General features: G+C 53.4%; 16 protein-coding genes. 10 read left to right on the forward strand and 6 right to left on the reverse strand.

The annotated features are described in order from the left end of the window. The gene (gene rsfS, locus HMPREF1527_RS01595; RefSeq protein WP_016476955.1) at positions 1 to 360 is read left to right on the forward strand and encodes a ribosome silencing factor; all 360 of its coding nucleotides are present in this window, start codon (positions 1 to 3) and stop codon (positions 358 to 360) included. A 10-nt stretch (positions 361 to 370) separates the two neighbouring features. On the opposite strand, the gene dinB is transcribed toward rsfS, so the two are convergent. After that, positions 371 to 1,744 (reverse strand): DNA polymerase IV, encoded by a 1,374-nt coding sequence (dinB, locus tag HMPREF1527_RS01600; RefSeq protein WP_016476956.1) that lies wholly within the window; start codon positions 1,742 to 1,744, stop codon positions 371 to 373. A 184-nt stretch (positions 1,745 to 1,928) separates the two neighbouring features. Between dinB and rpsP the strand changes: the two genes are divergently transcribed. The 9 genes from rpsP (at position 1,929) to HMPREF1527_RS01645 (ending at position 9,163) form a co-directional block, all read left to right on the forward strand. Continuing rightward, complete coding sequence (rpsP, locus tag HMPREF1527_RS01605) at positions 1,929 to 2,294, forward strand: 30S ribosomal protein S16 (RefSeq protein ID WP_016476957.1); 366 nt, start codon at positions 1,929 to 1,931, stop codon at positions 2,292 to 2,294. 59 nt (positions 2,295 to 2,353) lie between these two features. Beyond that, positions 2,354 to 2,599 carry a KH domain-containing protein gene (locus HMPREF1527_RS01610; RefSeq protein WP_051113104.1) on the forward strand — a complete coding sequence of 82 codons (246 nt, stop codon included), beginning with the start codon at positions 2,354 to 2,356 and terminating at the stop codon, positions 2,597 to 2,599. Positions 2,600 to 2,602: 3 nt separating this feature from the next. Continuing rightward, positions 2,603 to 3,136: a ribosome maturation factor RimM gene (locus HMPREF1527_RS01615; RefSeq protein WP_016476959.1), complete on the forward strand. Its 534-nt coding sequence runs from the start codon at positions 2,603 to 2,605 to the stop codon at positions 3,134 to 3,136. Continuing rightward, positions 3,136 to 3,906 (forward strand): tRNA (guanosine(37)-N1)-methyltransferase TrmD, encoded by a 771-nt coding sequence (gene trmD, locus HMPREF1527_RS01620; protein WP_035433824.1) that lies wholly within the window; start codon positions 3,136 to 3,138, stop codon positions 3,904 to 3,906. Before HMPREF1527_RS01615 ends, trmD begins: the two co-directional genes overlap by 1 nt. After that, the gene (lepB, locus tag HMPREF1527_RS01625; RefSeq protein WP_016476961.1) at positions 3,899 to 4,459 is read left to right on the forward strand and encodes a signal peptidase I; all 561 of its coding nucleotides are present in this window, start codon (positions 3,899 to 3,901) and stop codon (positions 4,457 to 4,459) included. Before trmD ends, lepB begins: the two co-directional genes overlap by 8 nt. A gap of 26 nt (positions 4,460 to 4,485) precedes the next feature. Next, positions 4,486 to 5,397 (forward strand): glycine--tRNA ligase subunit alpha, encoded by a 912-nt coding sequence (locus HMPREF1527_RS01630; RefSeq protein ID WP_016476962.1) that lies wholly within the window; start codon positions 4,486 to 4,488, stop codon positions 5,395 to 5,397. Next, entirely contained in the window at positions 5,397 to 7,487 is a 2,091-nt protein-coding gene (gene glyS / locus HMPREF1527_RS01635) for a glycine--tRNA ligase subunit beta (RefSeq protein WP_016476963.1), read from the forward strand. Before HMPREF1527_RS01630 ends, glyS begins: the two co-directional genes overlap by 1 nt. Before the next feature lie 62 nt (positions 7,488 to 7,549). Beyond that, positions 7,550 to 7,948 carry a kinase/pyrophosphorylase gene (locus tag HMPREF1527_RS01640; protein WP_016476964.1) on the forward strand — a complete coding sequence of 133 codons (399 nt, stop codon included), beginning with the start codon at positions 7,550 to 7,552 and terminating at the stop codon, positions 7,946 to 7,948. Positions 7,949 to 8,212: 264 nt separating this feature from the next. Further along, complete coding sequence (locus HMPREF1527_RS01645; RefSeq protein ID WP_016476965.1) at positions 8,213 to 9,163, forward strand: NAD(P)/FAD-dependent oxidoreductase; 951 nt, start codon at positions 8,213 to 8,215, stop codon at positions 9,161 to 9,163. A gap of 702 nt (positions 9,164 to 9,865) precedes the next feature. Here the strand turns inward: HMPREF1527_RS01645 and HMPREF1527_RS01650 are convergent. From HMPREF1527_RS01650 to HMPREF1527_RS01670, 5 genes are all read right to left on the reverse strand, one after another. Continuing rightward, positions 9,866 to 11,500 carry a ClC family H(+)/Cl(-) exchange transporter gene (locus tag HMPREF1527_RS01650; RefSeq protein WP_016476966.1) on the reverse strand — a complete coding sequence of 545 codons (1,635 nt, stop codon included), beginning with the start codon at positions 11,498 to 11,500 and terminating at the stop codon, positions 9,866 to 9,868. Between the two features lie 147 nt (positions 11,501 to 11,647). Further along, complete coding sequence (locus tag HMPREF1527_RS01655) at positions 11,648 to 12,835, reverse strand: C40 family peptidase (protein ID WP_016476967.1); 1,188 nt, start codon at positions 12,833 to 12,835, stop codon at positions 11,648 to 11,650. Between the two features lie 78 nt (positions 12,836 to 12,913). Then, positions 12,914 to 13,453 carry an adenine phosphoribosyltransferase gene (locus HMPREF1527_RS01660; protein WP_016476968.1) on the reverse strand — a complete coding sequence of 180 codons (540 nt, stop codon included), beginning with the start codon at positions 13,451 to 13,453 and terminating at the stop codon, positions 12,914 to 12,916. 69 nt (positions 13,454 to 13,522) lie between these two features. Then, positions 13,523 to 14,377, reverse strand: coding sequence for a MerR family transcriptional regulator (locus HMPREF1527_RS01665; protein WP_016476969.1), 855 nt, complete (start codon positions 14,375 to 14,377; stop codon positions 13,523 to 13,525). A gap of 9 nt (positions 14,378 to 14,386) precedes the next feature. Continuing rightward, positions 14,387 to 14,797 (reverse strand): FHA domain-containing protein, encoded by a 411-nt coding sequence (locus HMPREF1527_RS01670; RefSeq protein ID WP_016476970.1) that lies wholly within the window; start codon positions 14,795 to 14,797, stop codon positions 14,387 to 14,389. Between the last annotated feature and the right edge of the window lie 27 nt (positions 14,798 to 14,824).

Genomic DNA, 14,824 nt, shown 5'->3' on the forward strand with positions numbered 1-14,824 from the left:
ATGGCTGTAACCCCATTTGAACTTGCTCGAATCGCAGCTGTTGCCGCTGATGATAAGAAAGCGAAGGACATTCTCGTCCTTGACCTGTCCGATCAAACCGACGTCTGCGATTATTTTGTCATCTGCACCGGAGATAACGCTCGCATGGCCGACTCCATCGTGGACGAAATCCGCGAGAAGATCCGTAAAAATACTGGTCTTAGCCCGCTTTCCACAGAAGGCCGCGAAGGCTTGAAATGGATTCTTGTGGACTACGGTTCCGTTGTCGTTCATGTATTTCAGCCGGAAGTGCGAGACTATTACCGCTTGGAGCGCCTGTGGGAAGACGCGCCGCGCGTTGACGTTGGTCTTGAAGCGTAGAAAGCAGCTGCTATACGTCACTTTTGCCCATGGGCATGGTATCCGAGACGCGGTCTTCAAAGCGGAGATCGCGTCCGTACTTTATAACGTCACTTCCGAATTTGTCCTTTAAGGCGTCGGTCACGCCGGAAAGGGGAGGTCGATGAGAGCGTGTCTTCTTTTTGCCCTGTCGGATGGCGTCTGAGGGCGTAAGGTCCTGCTCATCAAAAAGCGCCGGCTGTATCGGCTTTTGCGCGCCGGCGTCAAAACCGCTGACACCAACTCCTAAAAGGCGCACCGGCTGACCGTTATGCCAGACTTCCTGCAGGAGCTCTTCTGCGACAGGGCCAAACTGATCCTCCTGGTCAGTCATGGCGGAAAGTGTTTTTTGCGCGGTGTGCGATGAAGAGACGGAGTTTTTTACCTTGAGCGTTACGGTACAACCCTTCAGTCCGTTTTTTCTGAGGCGCCGTCCGACGATACATGAGATGTGGCGTATGGCGGCGCGGATCTCTGTTTCATCGGTAAGGTCTTCCTTGAAGGTGCGCTCGTTTGATACGGATTTGGCTTCACTGGGCGCCGCCGCTTCGGACACGACTGACACCTCAAGGCCACCGGCGCGCCGGATGAGACGGGGACCGCTGACGCCAAGCGCTCCCTCAAGGCGAGCTATATTGGCGCGGGACAGCTCTCCAAGCGTTTTGATGCCAAACGAATGCAATACCTTCGCTGTTGAAGGACCGATGCCGCTCATGGTCTCAACGGGAAGAGGAGCCAGAAAACGCCGCTCGCTTCCAGGAAGCACCACGGTGAGCCCGCGTGGTTTTTCTCGCTCGGAAGCGATTTTGGCGACCGTCTTGTTGACTCCAAGACCGATTGAGCAGGTAATCCCAAGTTCGGCGACGCGGCGCTGAATGCGCCGGCAAATTTCGATGGGATGCTCGCGAGAAAACCGACCGGGCGTGACGTCAAAAAAGGCTTCGTCAATGGAGACCTGCTCAACGAGGGGTGTTTCATCAAGAAGAATGGACATGACGTTTTGACTCAGCTCTTTGTAGCGAGCGTAGGAACCGGACGTCCAGATTGCCTGAGGGCACAGGCGTGCCGCTGTAGCGGAGGGCATGGCCGAGTGGACGCCGAACGTTCGAGCTTCGTAGGAAGCTGTTGAGACGACGCCTCGCTTGTGAGGAGAGCCTCCCACGATAACGGGTTTTCCTCTCCAGTCAGGGTGGTCAAGCTGTTCAACGGAGGCGAAAAAAGCGTCGAGATCCATAAGGCCTATGGCGGGAGCGTCCCACCTATCAGCGTTGTTTACATCAGCGCTCTCAAAAGATGCGCTCTTCTCGCTGGAGGGTGGCATACCGGGTCTGTTTCGTATCTCTTTCATGCCACAAGTATAGTGCATTTATAGGGTGCATGTTCGATAAAACAGAACAAATGTTTCATGGATATTGAGTCGTGCTCATTTTGCGAGGTTAAAAATATATCTTGCGAGGTGAACGCATTGCTGTAAACTAGTAATCCGTTTGTGGCTTTGCGGTGCAGCCTATCAACCAAACCGATGCGCCGCTTGACTGAAGGAGTTTTCATTGGCAGTTAAGATTCGTCTGGCCCGTCATGGTGCCAAGAAGCGTCCGTATTATCGCGTTGTCGTTGCTGATGGCCGTATGCCTCGCGACGGTCGTTACATTGAGGAGATCGGTCGCTACAACCCTCTGACCAGCCCCAAGACGATTGACATCAATCTTGAGAAAGTCGACGAGTGGGTCTCTAAGGGCGCTCAGCCTTCCAATACAGTCTCTCACCTGATTGAGATTGTTCGCACTGGCGCTCCCGTTGCAGAGAAGAAGGCTAAGCCTTCCAAGAAAGCACAGGCTAAAGCCGCTGCAGCTGCTGAGGCTGCCGCAGAAGAGGCCGCCGCTGAAGCAGAGGCTACCGAGGCGGAAACCGAGTAACCGTGGCAGAAGACAGTATTGAATCGCTTGACGACGCTGCTCTAGAGTCGTTTTCAGAGATGCCTTCCGATAAGGTCGCCGATCTTGTGGAGTACATCGTGTGCGGTCTCGTTGATGACGAGAGCGCCGTATCGCTTGATGTGACCGATCATGAAGACGGCGCCCTCATTGAGGTGACGTGTTCTGAAGAAGACGCCGGCCGCGTTATCGGCCGCAAGGGCCGTACCATCAAAGCTATCCGTACGCTCGCGCGCGCTTTAGGTCAGCGCGTTGGTACTGCGGTAGATGTTGAGGTTGTAGGCTAAAGCGTGCGCAAGCGGTATCGGGCTCTTGCTCAAGTCGTTAAAACGCATGGAAAACGGGGGGAGGTCGTGGCTATTCCTGTTCACGGTCTTTCTTCTGTTATAACGTCGGGCATGCGCGTGGTGCCCGTGCCTCCCTCGCTTACGGGTCCGCGTGAGTATGAGGTTGGCTTTGTTGCCTCAGACCAAGAGCGAGGATGTCTCATCTCCTTGGAAGGGGTTACGTCCATCAAAGATGCGGAAGCGCTTGTTGGCAAGACGCTTCTTGTGTGCGAATCGGACTTGCCTGAGGACTTTGAGCTGCATGACAGGGCTTCACTGCTTGCACGGGAAGTCGTTGACAAACACTTTGGCTCGCTCGGTACGATTACCGACGTGCTGGTTTTACCCGCCCATGACGTATGGGTGGTTACCGGGTCTAAAGGCGAGATTCTCATACCCGTGGTTGACGCTTTTATCCGTGACGTCTCAGCCGGAAAAGCCATTTGCGTAGAGATACCAAGCGGCCTTATTGAGCAGGAAGAAGGAGATGACGCATGATGCGCTTTGATACGCTTTCGGTATTCCCTGAAGTTTTTGCTCCGTACCTCAACGCGTCCATCATGGGCCGCGCTCAAAAAGCTCATATTTTTGAATTTCACGCCTATGACCTGCGCGACTGGACATACGATCGCCATCACAGCGTAGACGACGCGCCATTTGGCGGCGGCCAAGGCATGCTGATGAAACCGGCACCTATTTTTGAAGCGGTGCGCGATCTTACCTCGCGTGCAACCGACCATGTTCATGTGGTGTTCTTCTCTCCGGCTGGAGCTCCGTATTGTCAAAAGACAGCTGAGCGCTTGTCCGCCCAAGAGCACCTGCTCTTTGTGTGCGGTCGCTACGAGGGAATGGATGAGCGCTGTTTTGAGCTTGCCGATGAAGTTATTTCACTCGGCGATTACGTGCTTACCGGCGGAGAATTGGCGGCGCTTACGGTCATCGATTCGGTGACGCGGCTGCTTCCGGGGGCTTTAGGAGACGAGATGAGCTCGCAAGACGAGTCCTTTTCTGAGGGGCTTTTGGAGTATGCTCAATACACACGGCCGGCTGATTACGAGGGGCGTCTCGTGCCTTCCGTTCTCCTTTCAGGCGATCACGGCGCTGTTGATCGTTGGAGGCGCGCCTCCGCTCTTGAGCGTACTGCCCGCTGGAGGCCGGATCTTCTCGCCACAGTCCCATTGAGCGACGATGAGCGGGCATTTGTTGAAGAAATCCAGGCGCGTGAATGTAAGCAGGACGTACAGAGGGGAGACGCAGCAGATGAGTAACGCTGATAAGCCAATTCGCAACAGCAACGCGCTGCTCGACTACGTCTGGATTATCCTTACAGCCATCGTGATTACCATACTTTTGCGGTTCTTCGTGTTTGACGTTTTCACCGTGCCAACCGGTTCAATGCTTGACACCATTCAAGAAGGGGATCTTTTAGTAGGGGAGAAAATCACCCTCCATTTTGACCCGCCGAAGCGCGGCGATGTCGTTACCTTCTACAGCCCAATCAAAAAAGATACGATGCTGGTCAAACGTGTCATCGCAACGGCAGGTCAAACGGTTGATTTGCGTGACGGCGCGGTGTACGTTGATGGGGAGAAGCTCGACGAGCCGTATACGGAAGGCAAGCCAAGCAATTCTCTGGCGGATCAGCCGGGCGCGCGTATTACCGACTATCCCTATACTGTTCCTGACGGATGCGTTTTTGTCATGGGGGACAACCGGACCAATTCGCTTGATTCGCGATTCTTCGGGCCCGTTCCTCTTGAAACTATCACTACCAAGACACTGTTTATCTTCTGGCCGTTCAACCATGCCCGAGGCCTTTAGCGCCCGGACCTAAGAGAAAGACGGATATGAGTACTACGCCGCTTACATTCCAGGATATGATTTTGGCGCTGGAACATTATTGGGCAGACAAAGGCTGCACCGTCATGCAGCCCTACGATTCTGAAGTCGGTGCCGGCACCTTCCACACCGCCACGATTCTTCGCTCGCTGGGACCTGACGCGTGGCGTACCTGCTATCCGCAGCCATGTCGCCGTCCGGCCGATGGACGTTATGGCGAGAATCCCAACCGACTGCAGCACTACTATCAGTTCCAGGTGCTCATCAAACCGTCACCGGAAGACTCGCAGGATTTGTATCTTGGATCCCTTGCGGCTATCGGCCTTGACCCGAAAGACCATGACGTGCGCTTTGTAGAGGACGACTGGGAGAGTCCAACGCTTGGCGCGTGGGGCCTTGGATGGGAAGTTTGGCTGAACGGCATGGAGGTCACGCAGTTCACCTATTTCCAGCAGGTCGGAGGCATTGAAGTCGATCCAGTGCCCGTTGAGATTACCTATGGTCTTGAGCGCATCGCCATGTACGCCCAGGGCGTTGACTCCGTTTACGATCTTGTCTGGAGCTATCTTCCCGACGGAACGCCAATGACATACGGTGAGGTCTTTCTGGAGAACGAGCGTGAATTTTCAACCTATAACTTTGAGGTTGCCAACGTGGAACTCATGCGCGAGAAGTTCGATGAATACGAGGCGGAGTGCCACGCTTGTCTTGAACGCAAACTTCCACTGCCTGCCTATGACTGCGTCATGAAGTGCTCCCACGCCTTTAATCTGCTTGATTCCCGCGGCGCTCTTTCTGCTGTGGAGCGCGCCAACTACATTCTTCGCGTGCGCACCATCGCCAAAGCGTGCTGCGAGTCATATCTGGAAGAGGTGGCTGATCAAAACGATGATCGGCACAACACGAAGGAGGTGGCCTGATGGCAGCTACTAAAGACTTTCTGCTTGAAATAGGCACTGAAGAGATGCCGTCCGCCCCTCTGCTCAAGGCTATCGTGCAGTACAAAAAGCTTGTCAGCGCAGGTCTTGACGAAGCTGGTCTCGCCCACGGTGAGGTGCGTGTCATTTCAACTCCGCGCCGTCTGGCCGCCTGCGTCAAGGACGTCGCGCTTGCGACCGATGAGATCAATGAGGTCATGCGCGGACCTAAATGCGAGATTGCCTTTGACGCTGCTGGTATGCCCACTAAGGCGGCTGAGGGCTTTGCGCGTAAGGCGGGGATTGAGGTTTCCAAGCTCGCGCGCCGTGTTGACGCTGATGGCCATGAATACGTATTCGCTGAGCGCACAATTCCCAGCGTTTCTGCGCTGAAGATTCTTTCCGAGTTGTCAGAACATACGATTGCCGCTCTTGACTGGCCTCGCAGTCAGCGTTGGGGCTCTACGCACGAGCGTTTTGTCCGTCCTATTCGCTGGATCTGCGCTCTTCTCGGCAGTGAAGTCGTACCGGTGCGCTACGCCGATGTCGTCAGTTTAAATACTACGAGAGGCCACCGCGTGCTGGGTCCTGGCCCATATGTCGTTGAAGATTCTTCCGTTTACGAGCAGGTTCTTGAGGACGCCTGTGTACTGTCAGCGGAGCGCCGCCGCGAGGTGATTCTTGAGGGCATCGCGCGCGTGGAAGCGGAGCGCCCAGGCTCCCATGTTGACGCGCCGAAAACCGTTTTTGATGAGGTTATCAATCTGACCGAATGGCCGAGCGTACTTGTGGGAACCTTTGACGAGGAGTTCCTCAAGGTACCGCACGAAATCATTACCGAGTCAATGCTTTCAAACCAGCGCTATTTTCCCATATATGATGCGGACGGCCAGCTTACACGCTCATTCATCATCGTTTCCAACGCCGATTCCGCCTGCGCCGAGCGGGTGATTGACGGCAACGAGCGCGTGGTTCGCGCCCGTTTGGACGACGCTAAATTCTTCTTTGACGAAGATCTTAAGCGTCCGCTTGACGAGTTTGCAGAGCGCCTGTCTGACGTGGTCTTCCAAGAGAAACTTGGCACAGTCCTTCAGAAAGTTGGGCGTATAGAGAAAATAGCCGCCGCCCTCGCTGAAGTGGACTCCGGTGACAACCGCGCCGTTGAGCTTGCCCGTCGCGCCGCTCACCTGTCCAAGGCCGATTTGGTCAGCCAGGCTGTGGTGGAGTTTACCAGCCAGCAAGGCGTCATGGGCGGCTACTACGCGCAGGCCGCCGGTGAGGATTCGGAAGTCGCAGACGCCATTCGCGAGCAGTATCGTCCGCGCTTTGCCGGCGACGCGCTTCCTTCCGGCAAGATTGGCCGCTATGTGGCCGCGGCTGACAAGCTTGATACCATCTGCGGTCTTTTCGCTATCAACGAGCCTCCGACCGGCTCTTCCGATCCTTACGCCGTCCGCCGCGCCGCCATTGGCGTCATCGCGCTTCTCCGCACGATGCCCCAGGTGCATCTGAAGAACTTCATTCGCTGCTCGCTTGAGCTGTACGCGCGCCAGGGCTTGCACTTTGACGCGCAGAGCGTTCAGGCGGACGTTGAGGCGTATTTCCTCGGACGCCTGGTAACCATTGGACGTGACGAGAAGATTTCGCAGGACGCTATCGATGCCGTCGCGCATATCGGTGTCATAGATCCCGAAGAGTTCCTGCTGCGCGCCCGTTCCCTGGATGAAGCCCGCGCTCACGACCCCGAGAACTTCGAAAACCTTGCGGTTGCCTACAATCGTGCGGCTAAGCTGGGCGACATGTCGCTTGGCACCGATGTTGACGAAACCATGTTGACCGCTCCTGAAGAGGCTCTTCTCGCTGCCTGCAAGGAGGGCGAGAAGAACGTCGCGGAAGCGCTTGAGGACAAGAACTTTGAGAGAGCGGCGGTTTGTCTTGGAAAACTCCGTGAGCCGATTGATCGTTTCTTTAACGAAGTGCTCGTCATGGACGAAGATGCTACCGTTCGCGGAAATCGTCTCCGTCTTTTGAACAGGTTTACGCAGGTATTCGAACATGTCGCCGATATTGGTGCACTTTCGCATAAAAAGTAGAGTAATCTGTAAGAAGTTGTGGTAGAAACACTATCAGTAACTTCCTACTGAAAGGATGTACAATGGTGCCTCTCGATCTTGACAATGATATTTTCGATACGGGCGTTCCTATTCTCTATGTCATGTCCGATGCTCGTGGCGACACTGGCATCGCGGTTGTTCGCGCGGCCGCGGCTCAGTTTGACGGCCTTGAGATAGATGTTATCCGCGTTCCTAACGTAAAGAACGTTGAGCAGATGCGCGAGTATTTTGACGGCCGCGATGACGGCAAGCGTCCCCGCGCCGTCTTCCACACCTTCGCTGACGCGGCGCTTCGCCGTGAGATTCGCCATGAGCTTGACGTCCGTAAGATTCCCTCCATTGACCTGCTGGGACCTTCGGTCACCATCTTGTCAACGCTGACGGGCGAGGAGCCAAGCCGGGCAATCGGCGCAACCTTTAACGGAGACATCAAGAAGTAAAAACCGCCTGAATTAGACCGTCTGAGTTAGCAACCGCATATAAAATGACGGAGGCGGCTATCATAATTTCATGTAAATGATTTGGAGAAGCCGGGGCATGCGTCTCGGCTTTTTTCATGCCGCAAAACTTTGCGCATCGCAACAGTTCCTATGCCGCGACAAATAAATTGTACACAATCTATTCATACTTTCTGATTATGACGTTGAAGGCAGGGGAGTTGGGTATATGTGCATTGTGTAAATGATACGAGATTGGAGCCAATTATGGCGGATGTAATACGCAAGGATCTTGTTATTGTCGGCGCCGGACCCGCCGGCCTTTCCGCGGGAATTTATGCCACCCGCGCCCTTCTCGACACGGTCGTTCTTGAGAAAGAAGCCGTGGGAGGCCAGACAATCCTGACAACTGAGATTGATAATTATCCGGGTATGCCGCATACCGATGGCTTTACCATCGCTGACAGTATGCAAAAGCAGGCTGAAGATCTTGGCGCTCAGGTGACATTGGGCAACGTGACATCGCTCAAGCGCGATGAGGCTACGGGACTGTTTGAAGTCACGACTCCTGACGCGACGTATGAGACTCGCGCAGTTATCGTTTCCGGAGGCGCAACGCCTCGCCATGCCGGTTTCGAAGGAGAAGAACGCTTTACCGGACATGGTGTTTCATATTGCGCTACCTGCGACGGAATGTTTTATCGAGGCAAGCACGTTTTTGTTATAGGCGGAGGCAATACGGCGGTTGAAGAGTCGCTGTTTTTGGCTCGGTTTGCCGAGAAGGTCACGCTTGTTGTCCGCAAAGACCACCTGCGGGCGGCAAAATACGCTATTGAGCAGTTCGAAGCGCATCCTAAAACCGATATACGCTACTTGGCGACTATTACCAAGGTCGACGGTAACGATCTTTTGAATTCCGTGACCTTCCGCAACAATGAGACGGGCGAAGAGCATACGGAGACCTACGAAGAAGGTTCGTTCGGCATTTTTGTTCTTGTGGGACGCGTGCCTTCAACCGAGCTCCTCAAGGGGCTTGCGGATTTGACACCGCAGGGCTATGTGGTAGCCAATCCGACCATGGCAACCAAGACGCCCGGCCTCTTTACGGCGGGAGACTTGAATGAGAAGCCTCTGCGCCAGGTCATTACCGCGGCGGCCGATGGAGCGGTAGCGGCGGCGTCTGCTGCTCTGTATCTGGGACAGGCCGTCGATGGCTAAGCGCTGACGGCGCCCGTGTCGCACAATATTTCTTTGCAAACAACTATATCTACCTGCGGATATATCATATTCCCGCAGGTAGATTGCTTGTTTTTATAAGCAGGGGAGTCGAAGGTCTGAGATTGAACACGTTCGCGCCGCGCGATACGAAAGTCTATCGAATTTTTTATGATGCAGATAAGCAAGAAGGTTGAGGCGGCAAAGAAACTGAGTGAGCCTCAACTCAACAACCGACTCAACAACGCCTTGACTAAAAGTCATGAGCCGGACGAAGCTAAGCGCAGTATAGTCTTTAGGATTCTTTGAACACCGGATGGGCAGACGATATTGATTTTGAGTTCGTTCTATGACGCGTATGTAGAAACCAAAGCCACAGAGGCGAACATGGAAAAGAACAGATTTCTAGAGAACAAACTATGTGACTACTAAACGACTATGAGTATTTTACTCAAGTAGGTAGATTCTAATCGCTTAAAATGGCTCTCAGAGCCTCGTTTTTGATGCTTCCAAAACGCTTGAGAAGAGTCATGGTAAAGTCATGTATCGAATCCTCTGTATGTTTCTATAAAAGTCTGATAATCAATATTATGTAAAGTAGATGTGAGAAGAACCAAGCACCGGAAACCGAGACACAAGCCATCAGAATGCGCGCTCGCCTTCTCCGCGGTATCCAGAGGTCTTCGTATGCCACTCGTGCGCGTTTTACTTTTTTGCGTATGGTCGGCTGCTTGGATGACGGTCAAGTAAGTCCGATGCGGCGCGTGTCATAAGCGTGAGTTTCAAGTCAGCGTCATCTTCGTACACTTCGTCCAAAATAACCAGAATTGAATCGAAGGCTTGCAGACGTGTGCTACCGGTTGGAATGAATTCACTGCCAGCGCGCTCGATGGTGACAACGCGTACCTTGTCGGGCCATGGAACCTCTTTGATGCACATACCTTCGATACGGCTTCCTGCGCCAAGAGTGTATTCTTTGAGAATCTTCTCTCCATCGGTGCGACCGCCAATGGCAGGATGATCTGACGTGACGCCTAAAAACTGTGCGAGCAAGTGGTCATAGAACGGGTCAATCCGCATTACGTTAGCAACCGTATACGAAATGACAGAAACGGCCGTCATAGCGACAAGCGCTTCAAGAGAGCCGGTGAGCTCAAAGACGAGAACAACGGCCGTTACCGGAGCCCGTACAACGCTGGCAAAGATACCAACAACGCCCATGGCCACAAAGTTTGGCACATATGCCATGGGAATACCAAAGATGTGCGAAGCGCAAAGTCCTATAAGGGTACCCACAAGTGTTCCCATAACAACCAGTGGAAAAAGCGTTCCGCCCGGGGTGCCGGCACTGAAGCAGATGGAGGTAAAAGCGTACTTCCCCACCAAAAGCGCGAGAACGCCCAGCTCCGTAAGGGTGGCAGGCTCTTTGATCTTCTCGATAATAGCGTCGCCGCCGCACAACAAGTCAGGCGCGGTAAACGCGACGATTCCCGCGATCATAAAGGGAATGATGAGGCGGGTATACGGTATGTGAGTTTTGATGTTGGCGTAAGCGTTTTGAAGAGTGAACATGCCGCGGTTGTGCAGCGCGCCTAACACGCCGCAGAGGATGCCTACGAAGAGCACGAAGGCATAGTCAATGTGCGGCAGCGGCTGCACGTAGTCAAGCTTCAAAACAGGCTTCATGCCAAGTACGTTGGAAACGAGAAAATCCGCCACGACCGATGAGGTCATTGCGGAGATGATGAGCGGCGCGTGAAACTCCTTTTGAATCTCTTCAACGGCAAAGAGCGTTCCGGTAAGCGGCGCGTGAAAGGCGGCTGACATGCCCGCCGCAGCGCCACAGGTTACCAGAAGGCGTTCTTCTCCCCTTCTGAGATGCAGCAACTTGGAAATCGCCTTGCCTGACATGCCGCCAAGCTGCACTGATGGACCTTCTCGGCCCATGGAAAGCCCGCCGAAGGCAACCAGGACGCCTTCGAGGAATTTTACCGGAAGAACACGATGCCACGGAGCATCGATACGGCCTATGACCTCGGCATTTGTCTGCGGAATGCCGGATCCTGACGTGAGCGGCTCCCAGCGCATAAGTCTGCCTACGCTCAGCGTCAGAACAATAAGGAGGACGAACCAAAGGGCGATAAAAAGCGCGTTGTTTGCAATAGTCTCTGTTATAGCGCGCATTTCTTGCTCTGCGTACGAAAGGGACAGTCGGTAGAGCGTCACGACTCCCCCGCCGAGCAGCCCCACAAGCGCGCCTTCGCCGACAAGAGCAACTTGAAAACGGCGGGAAAAGTGACGTCCAACTACGCTGTTGTCGCCCGCCTTATCAAGCGCCATTGTCTTCTCCCCTCTCCGTCATAAAAAACACGTAAAGCATACCTTGCTATTGTACGCTTTACGTGCTTATGGTTCAAAAATGAAGCCTGTTGGATGAGACTTGCTAGCCTGATGCGGCTCGGTAGTCTGTGGGAACAGGACTCAACCTTAGCCGCTGAAAGGTCCTCCGCCGTAAAACGCCCAGACAGATCCGATACAAACACCCAAGGCTTCGTTGGCGGCATGAATCATCTGACCGTTACCGATGTAGATGCCGATGTGCTCGTAGCCGGCGCGAGTAAAGACGCAATCGCCGTACGAGAGCTGATCCATTGAGTCCTTCCAGTTGCCGGCGGCTTTGATGTTACGGCCGATAGTACCGGCGGTGCCGTTGCGATAACCGAGGAAGCAGTAGTACACAAGGCCACCGCAGTCAAAACCACCCTGTCTTGGGCTTGCGCCTCCCCAGACATACGGCCAGCCGAGGCAGGAATAGGCAGATCCTACGCCGCCGCACGGATAAGGACTTCCGCTGCCGCCGTTATTTGAGCCGCCGCCATCGGAGGAATTGCCACCATTGTTATTGTTTGAATTGTCCGAAGGGGTGTCATTTGACCCGTTGTTATTGTTGGACGCGTTATTGGCGCCGTTGTTATCCGTATTCGTATCAGCTGGCGCTGAGGGACTGTCGTTGGTTGCGTAATTGATAGCCGCGTTGACGTTGCTGTTTTTGTTGCTTTCCGCCGCAGCCTGCTCTGCAAGCTGCTTCTTAACTTCAGCGTCAAGGGAATCGTAATAGGACTTCGCCTCTGCGATTTGAGCTTTTACATCGTCAGCCTGCGTCTTCATAGCCTGAATCTGCTCTTGCAGCTGAGCTTGCTGCGCTTCCAGCTCATTTTTCTGTTGGGTAAGCTGATCGCCAAGCGTTTTGACCTGATCGATTGAATCAGCCTGTTTTTTGCTGGTGCGATCCATATAGTAGATACGGCTGATGAAGTCATCAGGGCTTGAAGCGCCGAGGATAAAGTCAAGAGCCTCCTGAGGCCCCGCCTTATACGAGCTGCGCATAGCAGCGGCGAGAATACCGCGCTGCACCTCCAGTTTCTTCTCGGTTTCAGAAATCTCTTCCTGAACGTCGCCAATCTTGTTATTGGTGGCGTCCAGCGCGTAGGTTTTCTCGTTAAGGTCATCTTCCGCCTGGGTAAGCTTGGTGCCGAGAGAATCCAGCTTGGCAGAGGCCGCCTCCAGCTCAGACTGGGGATCCGCATAAGCGATATGAGAGGTCAGCCCTGCAAATACCGCAGAAGCAGACAGGGCAAACAAAGCACGACGTGTGATGTTGCGGTTAGAGTTCATATATATCCTTTCAACACTCGCAACAGCATTCTATCGCTTCTACCCTAACAGGTCGACCTCTTATACATAAAACTTACACTACTTTTTAACCTTAATAAGCGTATAGACGTCGATATTGGGATAATGCTCTGAGATGATTCCACGAGGATTGAGGTAACAAAGCTCAAGCGCGAACGTAAAACCTTCTACTCGAGCGCCCGCTTGTTCTGCAAGATGAGCCGAGGCAACGCAGGTGCCGCCAGTGGCTACCAAATCGTCAGCAATCAAGACCACATCGTCTTTGGTGAGAGCGTCTTTATGTATCTGCAGCTCATCGGTACCGTATTCGAGGTCATACGATTGAGTGAATACCTCGCGAGGCAGTTTGCCGGGTTTTCGGGCGGGAACAAAACCGGCGCCCAGGGCATACGCTACAGGAGCTCCGATTAAAAAGCCTCGCGCTTCGGCACCGATGACCTTCGTAATCCCGCGTCCCTTGAAATGACCAGCGATGTCGTCAACGAGTGCCTTAAAGCATTCGGGATCTTTGAAGAGAGGCGTGACGTCTTTGAAGATAATACCGGGTTCCGGATAATCCGGAATGCTAATAACATGGCTTTCGTAATCGTATTCAGACAATGTTATCCCTTTCAAACGGCGCGTATTCAGGGGTTGAATACGCGAACGACAAAACTATTCCGATAAAGACTATGCTGAGCTGCTCTGATTGGCGGAGTCTATTTCTCGATCGGAGGAATCCATTTCCATATCTTTGAACGAATCGCTGACAAGCCGTGTGATGAGCTCATTTCGTATGGCGTTCGTGAGGCCGAGCATGCGAGTAAAGGCTTGCATGAACCTGCGGCGGGTCTCGGAGTTTGCCTCAACTTCAACTCCCCCGCCCTTTTTCGCATAAACTACCAGCGACTTTGCGAACATACTGGATTCTCGGTTAGCGGCCATCACGTATTGGCGCAGGTTTTTAGGCTCAAATCCAAAGTGTCTCAGCTCGTGAGCAAGACGAATAAGCGTCAAATCACGCCCGTCGACGAGATCTCGACCATGGGGAGAACGCTTCAGTGTGATAATGTCCACCTCTGAGAGCTGACGGACAAAACCTACAGAAGCTCCGACAAGATCGGGCATGCGGTCGATGGAGTGAAACTTTTCAACGATGTTTCGCTTGTCAACAGGCACCACAATAGCATCGGCATTGCCGGCCCCTATGATGGGAGCGGTGACTTGTCGCTGGTCTTTTGTCTGAGTGTCTTCATGGTGCGTATCGCGAGAAATACTGCCAATCGCGTTTTTGCCCTGATCTTGGCGCTCAAGTTCTTCTCGAATGACGGACAGAGGCATAAAGCGATTCTTTTGCAGATACAGGATGGTTTCAAGGCGCCGAACGTCTCGCTGAGAGTACTGACGATAGCCACCGGAAGAACGTGAAGGCTCAAGTAGACCTTCATCCTCAAGATACCGTACCTTTGAGATGGTGAGGTCGGGATAGCTTTCTTTAAGCTTATCGACGACCTTGCCAATTGTGAGGAAACTTGCGTCAGTCATAAAAACTTCTTATACGGCGGGTTTGCTGGTATGGAACACCATGCGGAAGGTGCCAATCTGAATGGTTGAGCCGTCTTGAAGCGTTGCCTTATTGATGATGGCGCCATCGACCCATGTGCCGTTCAAAGAGTTCAAGTCTTCAATCGTGGCATAACCAAGACCGAGGTTTGAAAGATCAATTTGAGCGTGGTGGCGAGAAACAGTCATGTCATTGAGAAAGATACTGTTTTTAGGATCGCGACCAAGCGTGATATGCGCAGAGTCAAGTTCAAACGTTTCGCCAGTCTGAGGTCCCTTAACGATGGTTATCACGGGATTTGCGGGGCGATTCTTGCCCATCAAATCAGGTACCGTCGCGTCAGCGGAGGGCATATGAAAGATTTCTGTTTTACCAGGTTGCTGGTCATGTAGTGAGGCCATGAGGTAACTCCTTCAGATTGCGTACCG

This window comes from Atopobium sp. oral taxon 199 str. F0494 (assembly GCF_000411555.1).
Taxonomy (GTDB): Bacteria; Actinomycetota; Coriobacteriia; order Coriobacteriales; family Atopobiaceae; genus Lancefieldella.

Bases quoted from the DNA above. Each gene is read 5' to 3' on its own strand.
- HMPREF1527_RS01645 (WP_016476965.1), top strand. From the start codon at position 8,213: ATGGCGGATGTAATACGCAAGGATCTTGTTATTGTCGGCGCCGGACCC.
- HMPREF1527_RS01670 (WP_016476970.1), bottom strand. From the start codon at position 14,797: ATGGCCTCACTACATGACCAGCAACCTGGTAAAACAGAAATCTTTCAT.
- HMPREF1527_RS01640 (WP_016476964.1), top strand. From the start codon at position 7,550: ATGGTGCCTCTCGATCTTGACAATGATATTTTCGATACGGGCGTTCCT.
- HMPREF1527_RS01630 (WP_016476962.1), top strand. From the start codon at position 4,486: ATGAGTACTACGCCGCTTACATTCCAGGATATGATTTTGGCGCTGGAA.
- trmD (WP_035433824.1), top strand. From the start codon at position 3,136: ATGCGCTTTGATACGCTTTCGGTATTCCCTGAAGTTTTTGCTCCGTAC.
- glyS (WP_016476963.1), top strand. From the start codon at position 5,397: ATGGCAGCTACTAAAGACTTTCTGCTTGAAATAGGCACTGAAGAGATG.
- HMPREF1527_RS01610 (WP_051113104.1), top strand. From the start codon at position 2,354: ATGCCTTCCGATAAGGTCGCCGATCTTGTGGAGTACATCGTGTGCGGT.
- rsfS (WP_016476955.1), top strand. From the start codon at position 1: ATGGCTGTAACCCCATTTGAACTTGCTCGAATCGCAGCTGTTGCCGCT.
- HMPREF1527_RS01665 (WP_016476969.1), bottom strand. From the start codon at position 14,377: ATGACTGACGCAAGTTTCCTCACAATTGGCAAGGTCGTCGATAAGCTT.
- HMPREF1527_RS01650 (WP_016476966.1), bottom strand. From the start codon at position 11,500: ATGGCGCTTGATAAGGCGGGCGACAACAGCGTAGTTGGACGTCACTTT.
- lepB (WP_016476961.1), top strand. From the start codon at position 3,899: ATGAGTAACGCTGATAAGCCAATTCGCAACAGCAACGCGCTGCTCGAC.
- HMPREF1527_RS01655 (WP_016476967.1), bottom strand. From the start codon at position 12,835: ATGAACTCTAACCGCAACATCACACGTCGTGCTTTGTTTGCCCTGTCT.
- dinB (WP_016476956.1), bottom strand. From the start codon at position 1,744: ATGCACTATACTTGTGGCATGAAAGAGATACGAAACAGACCCGGTATG.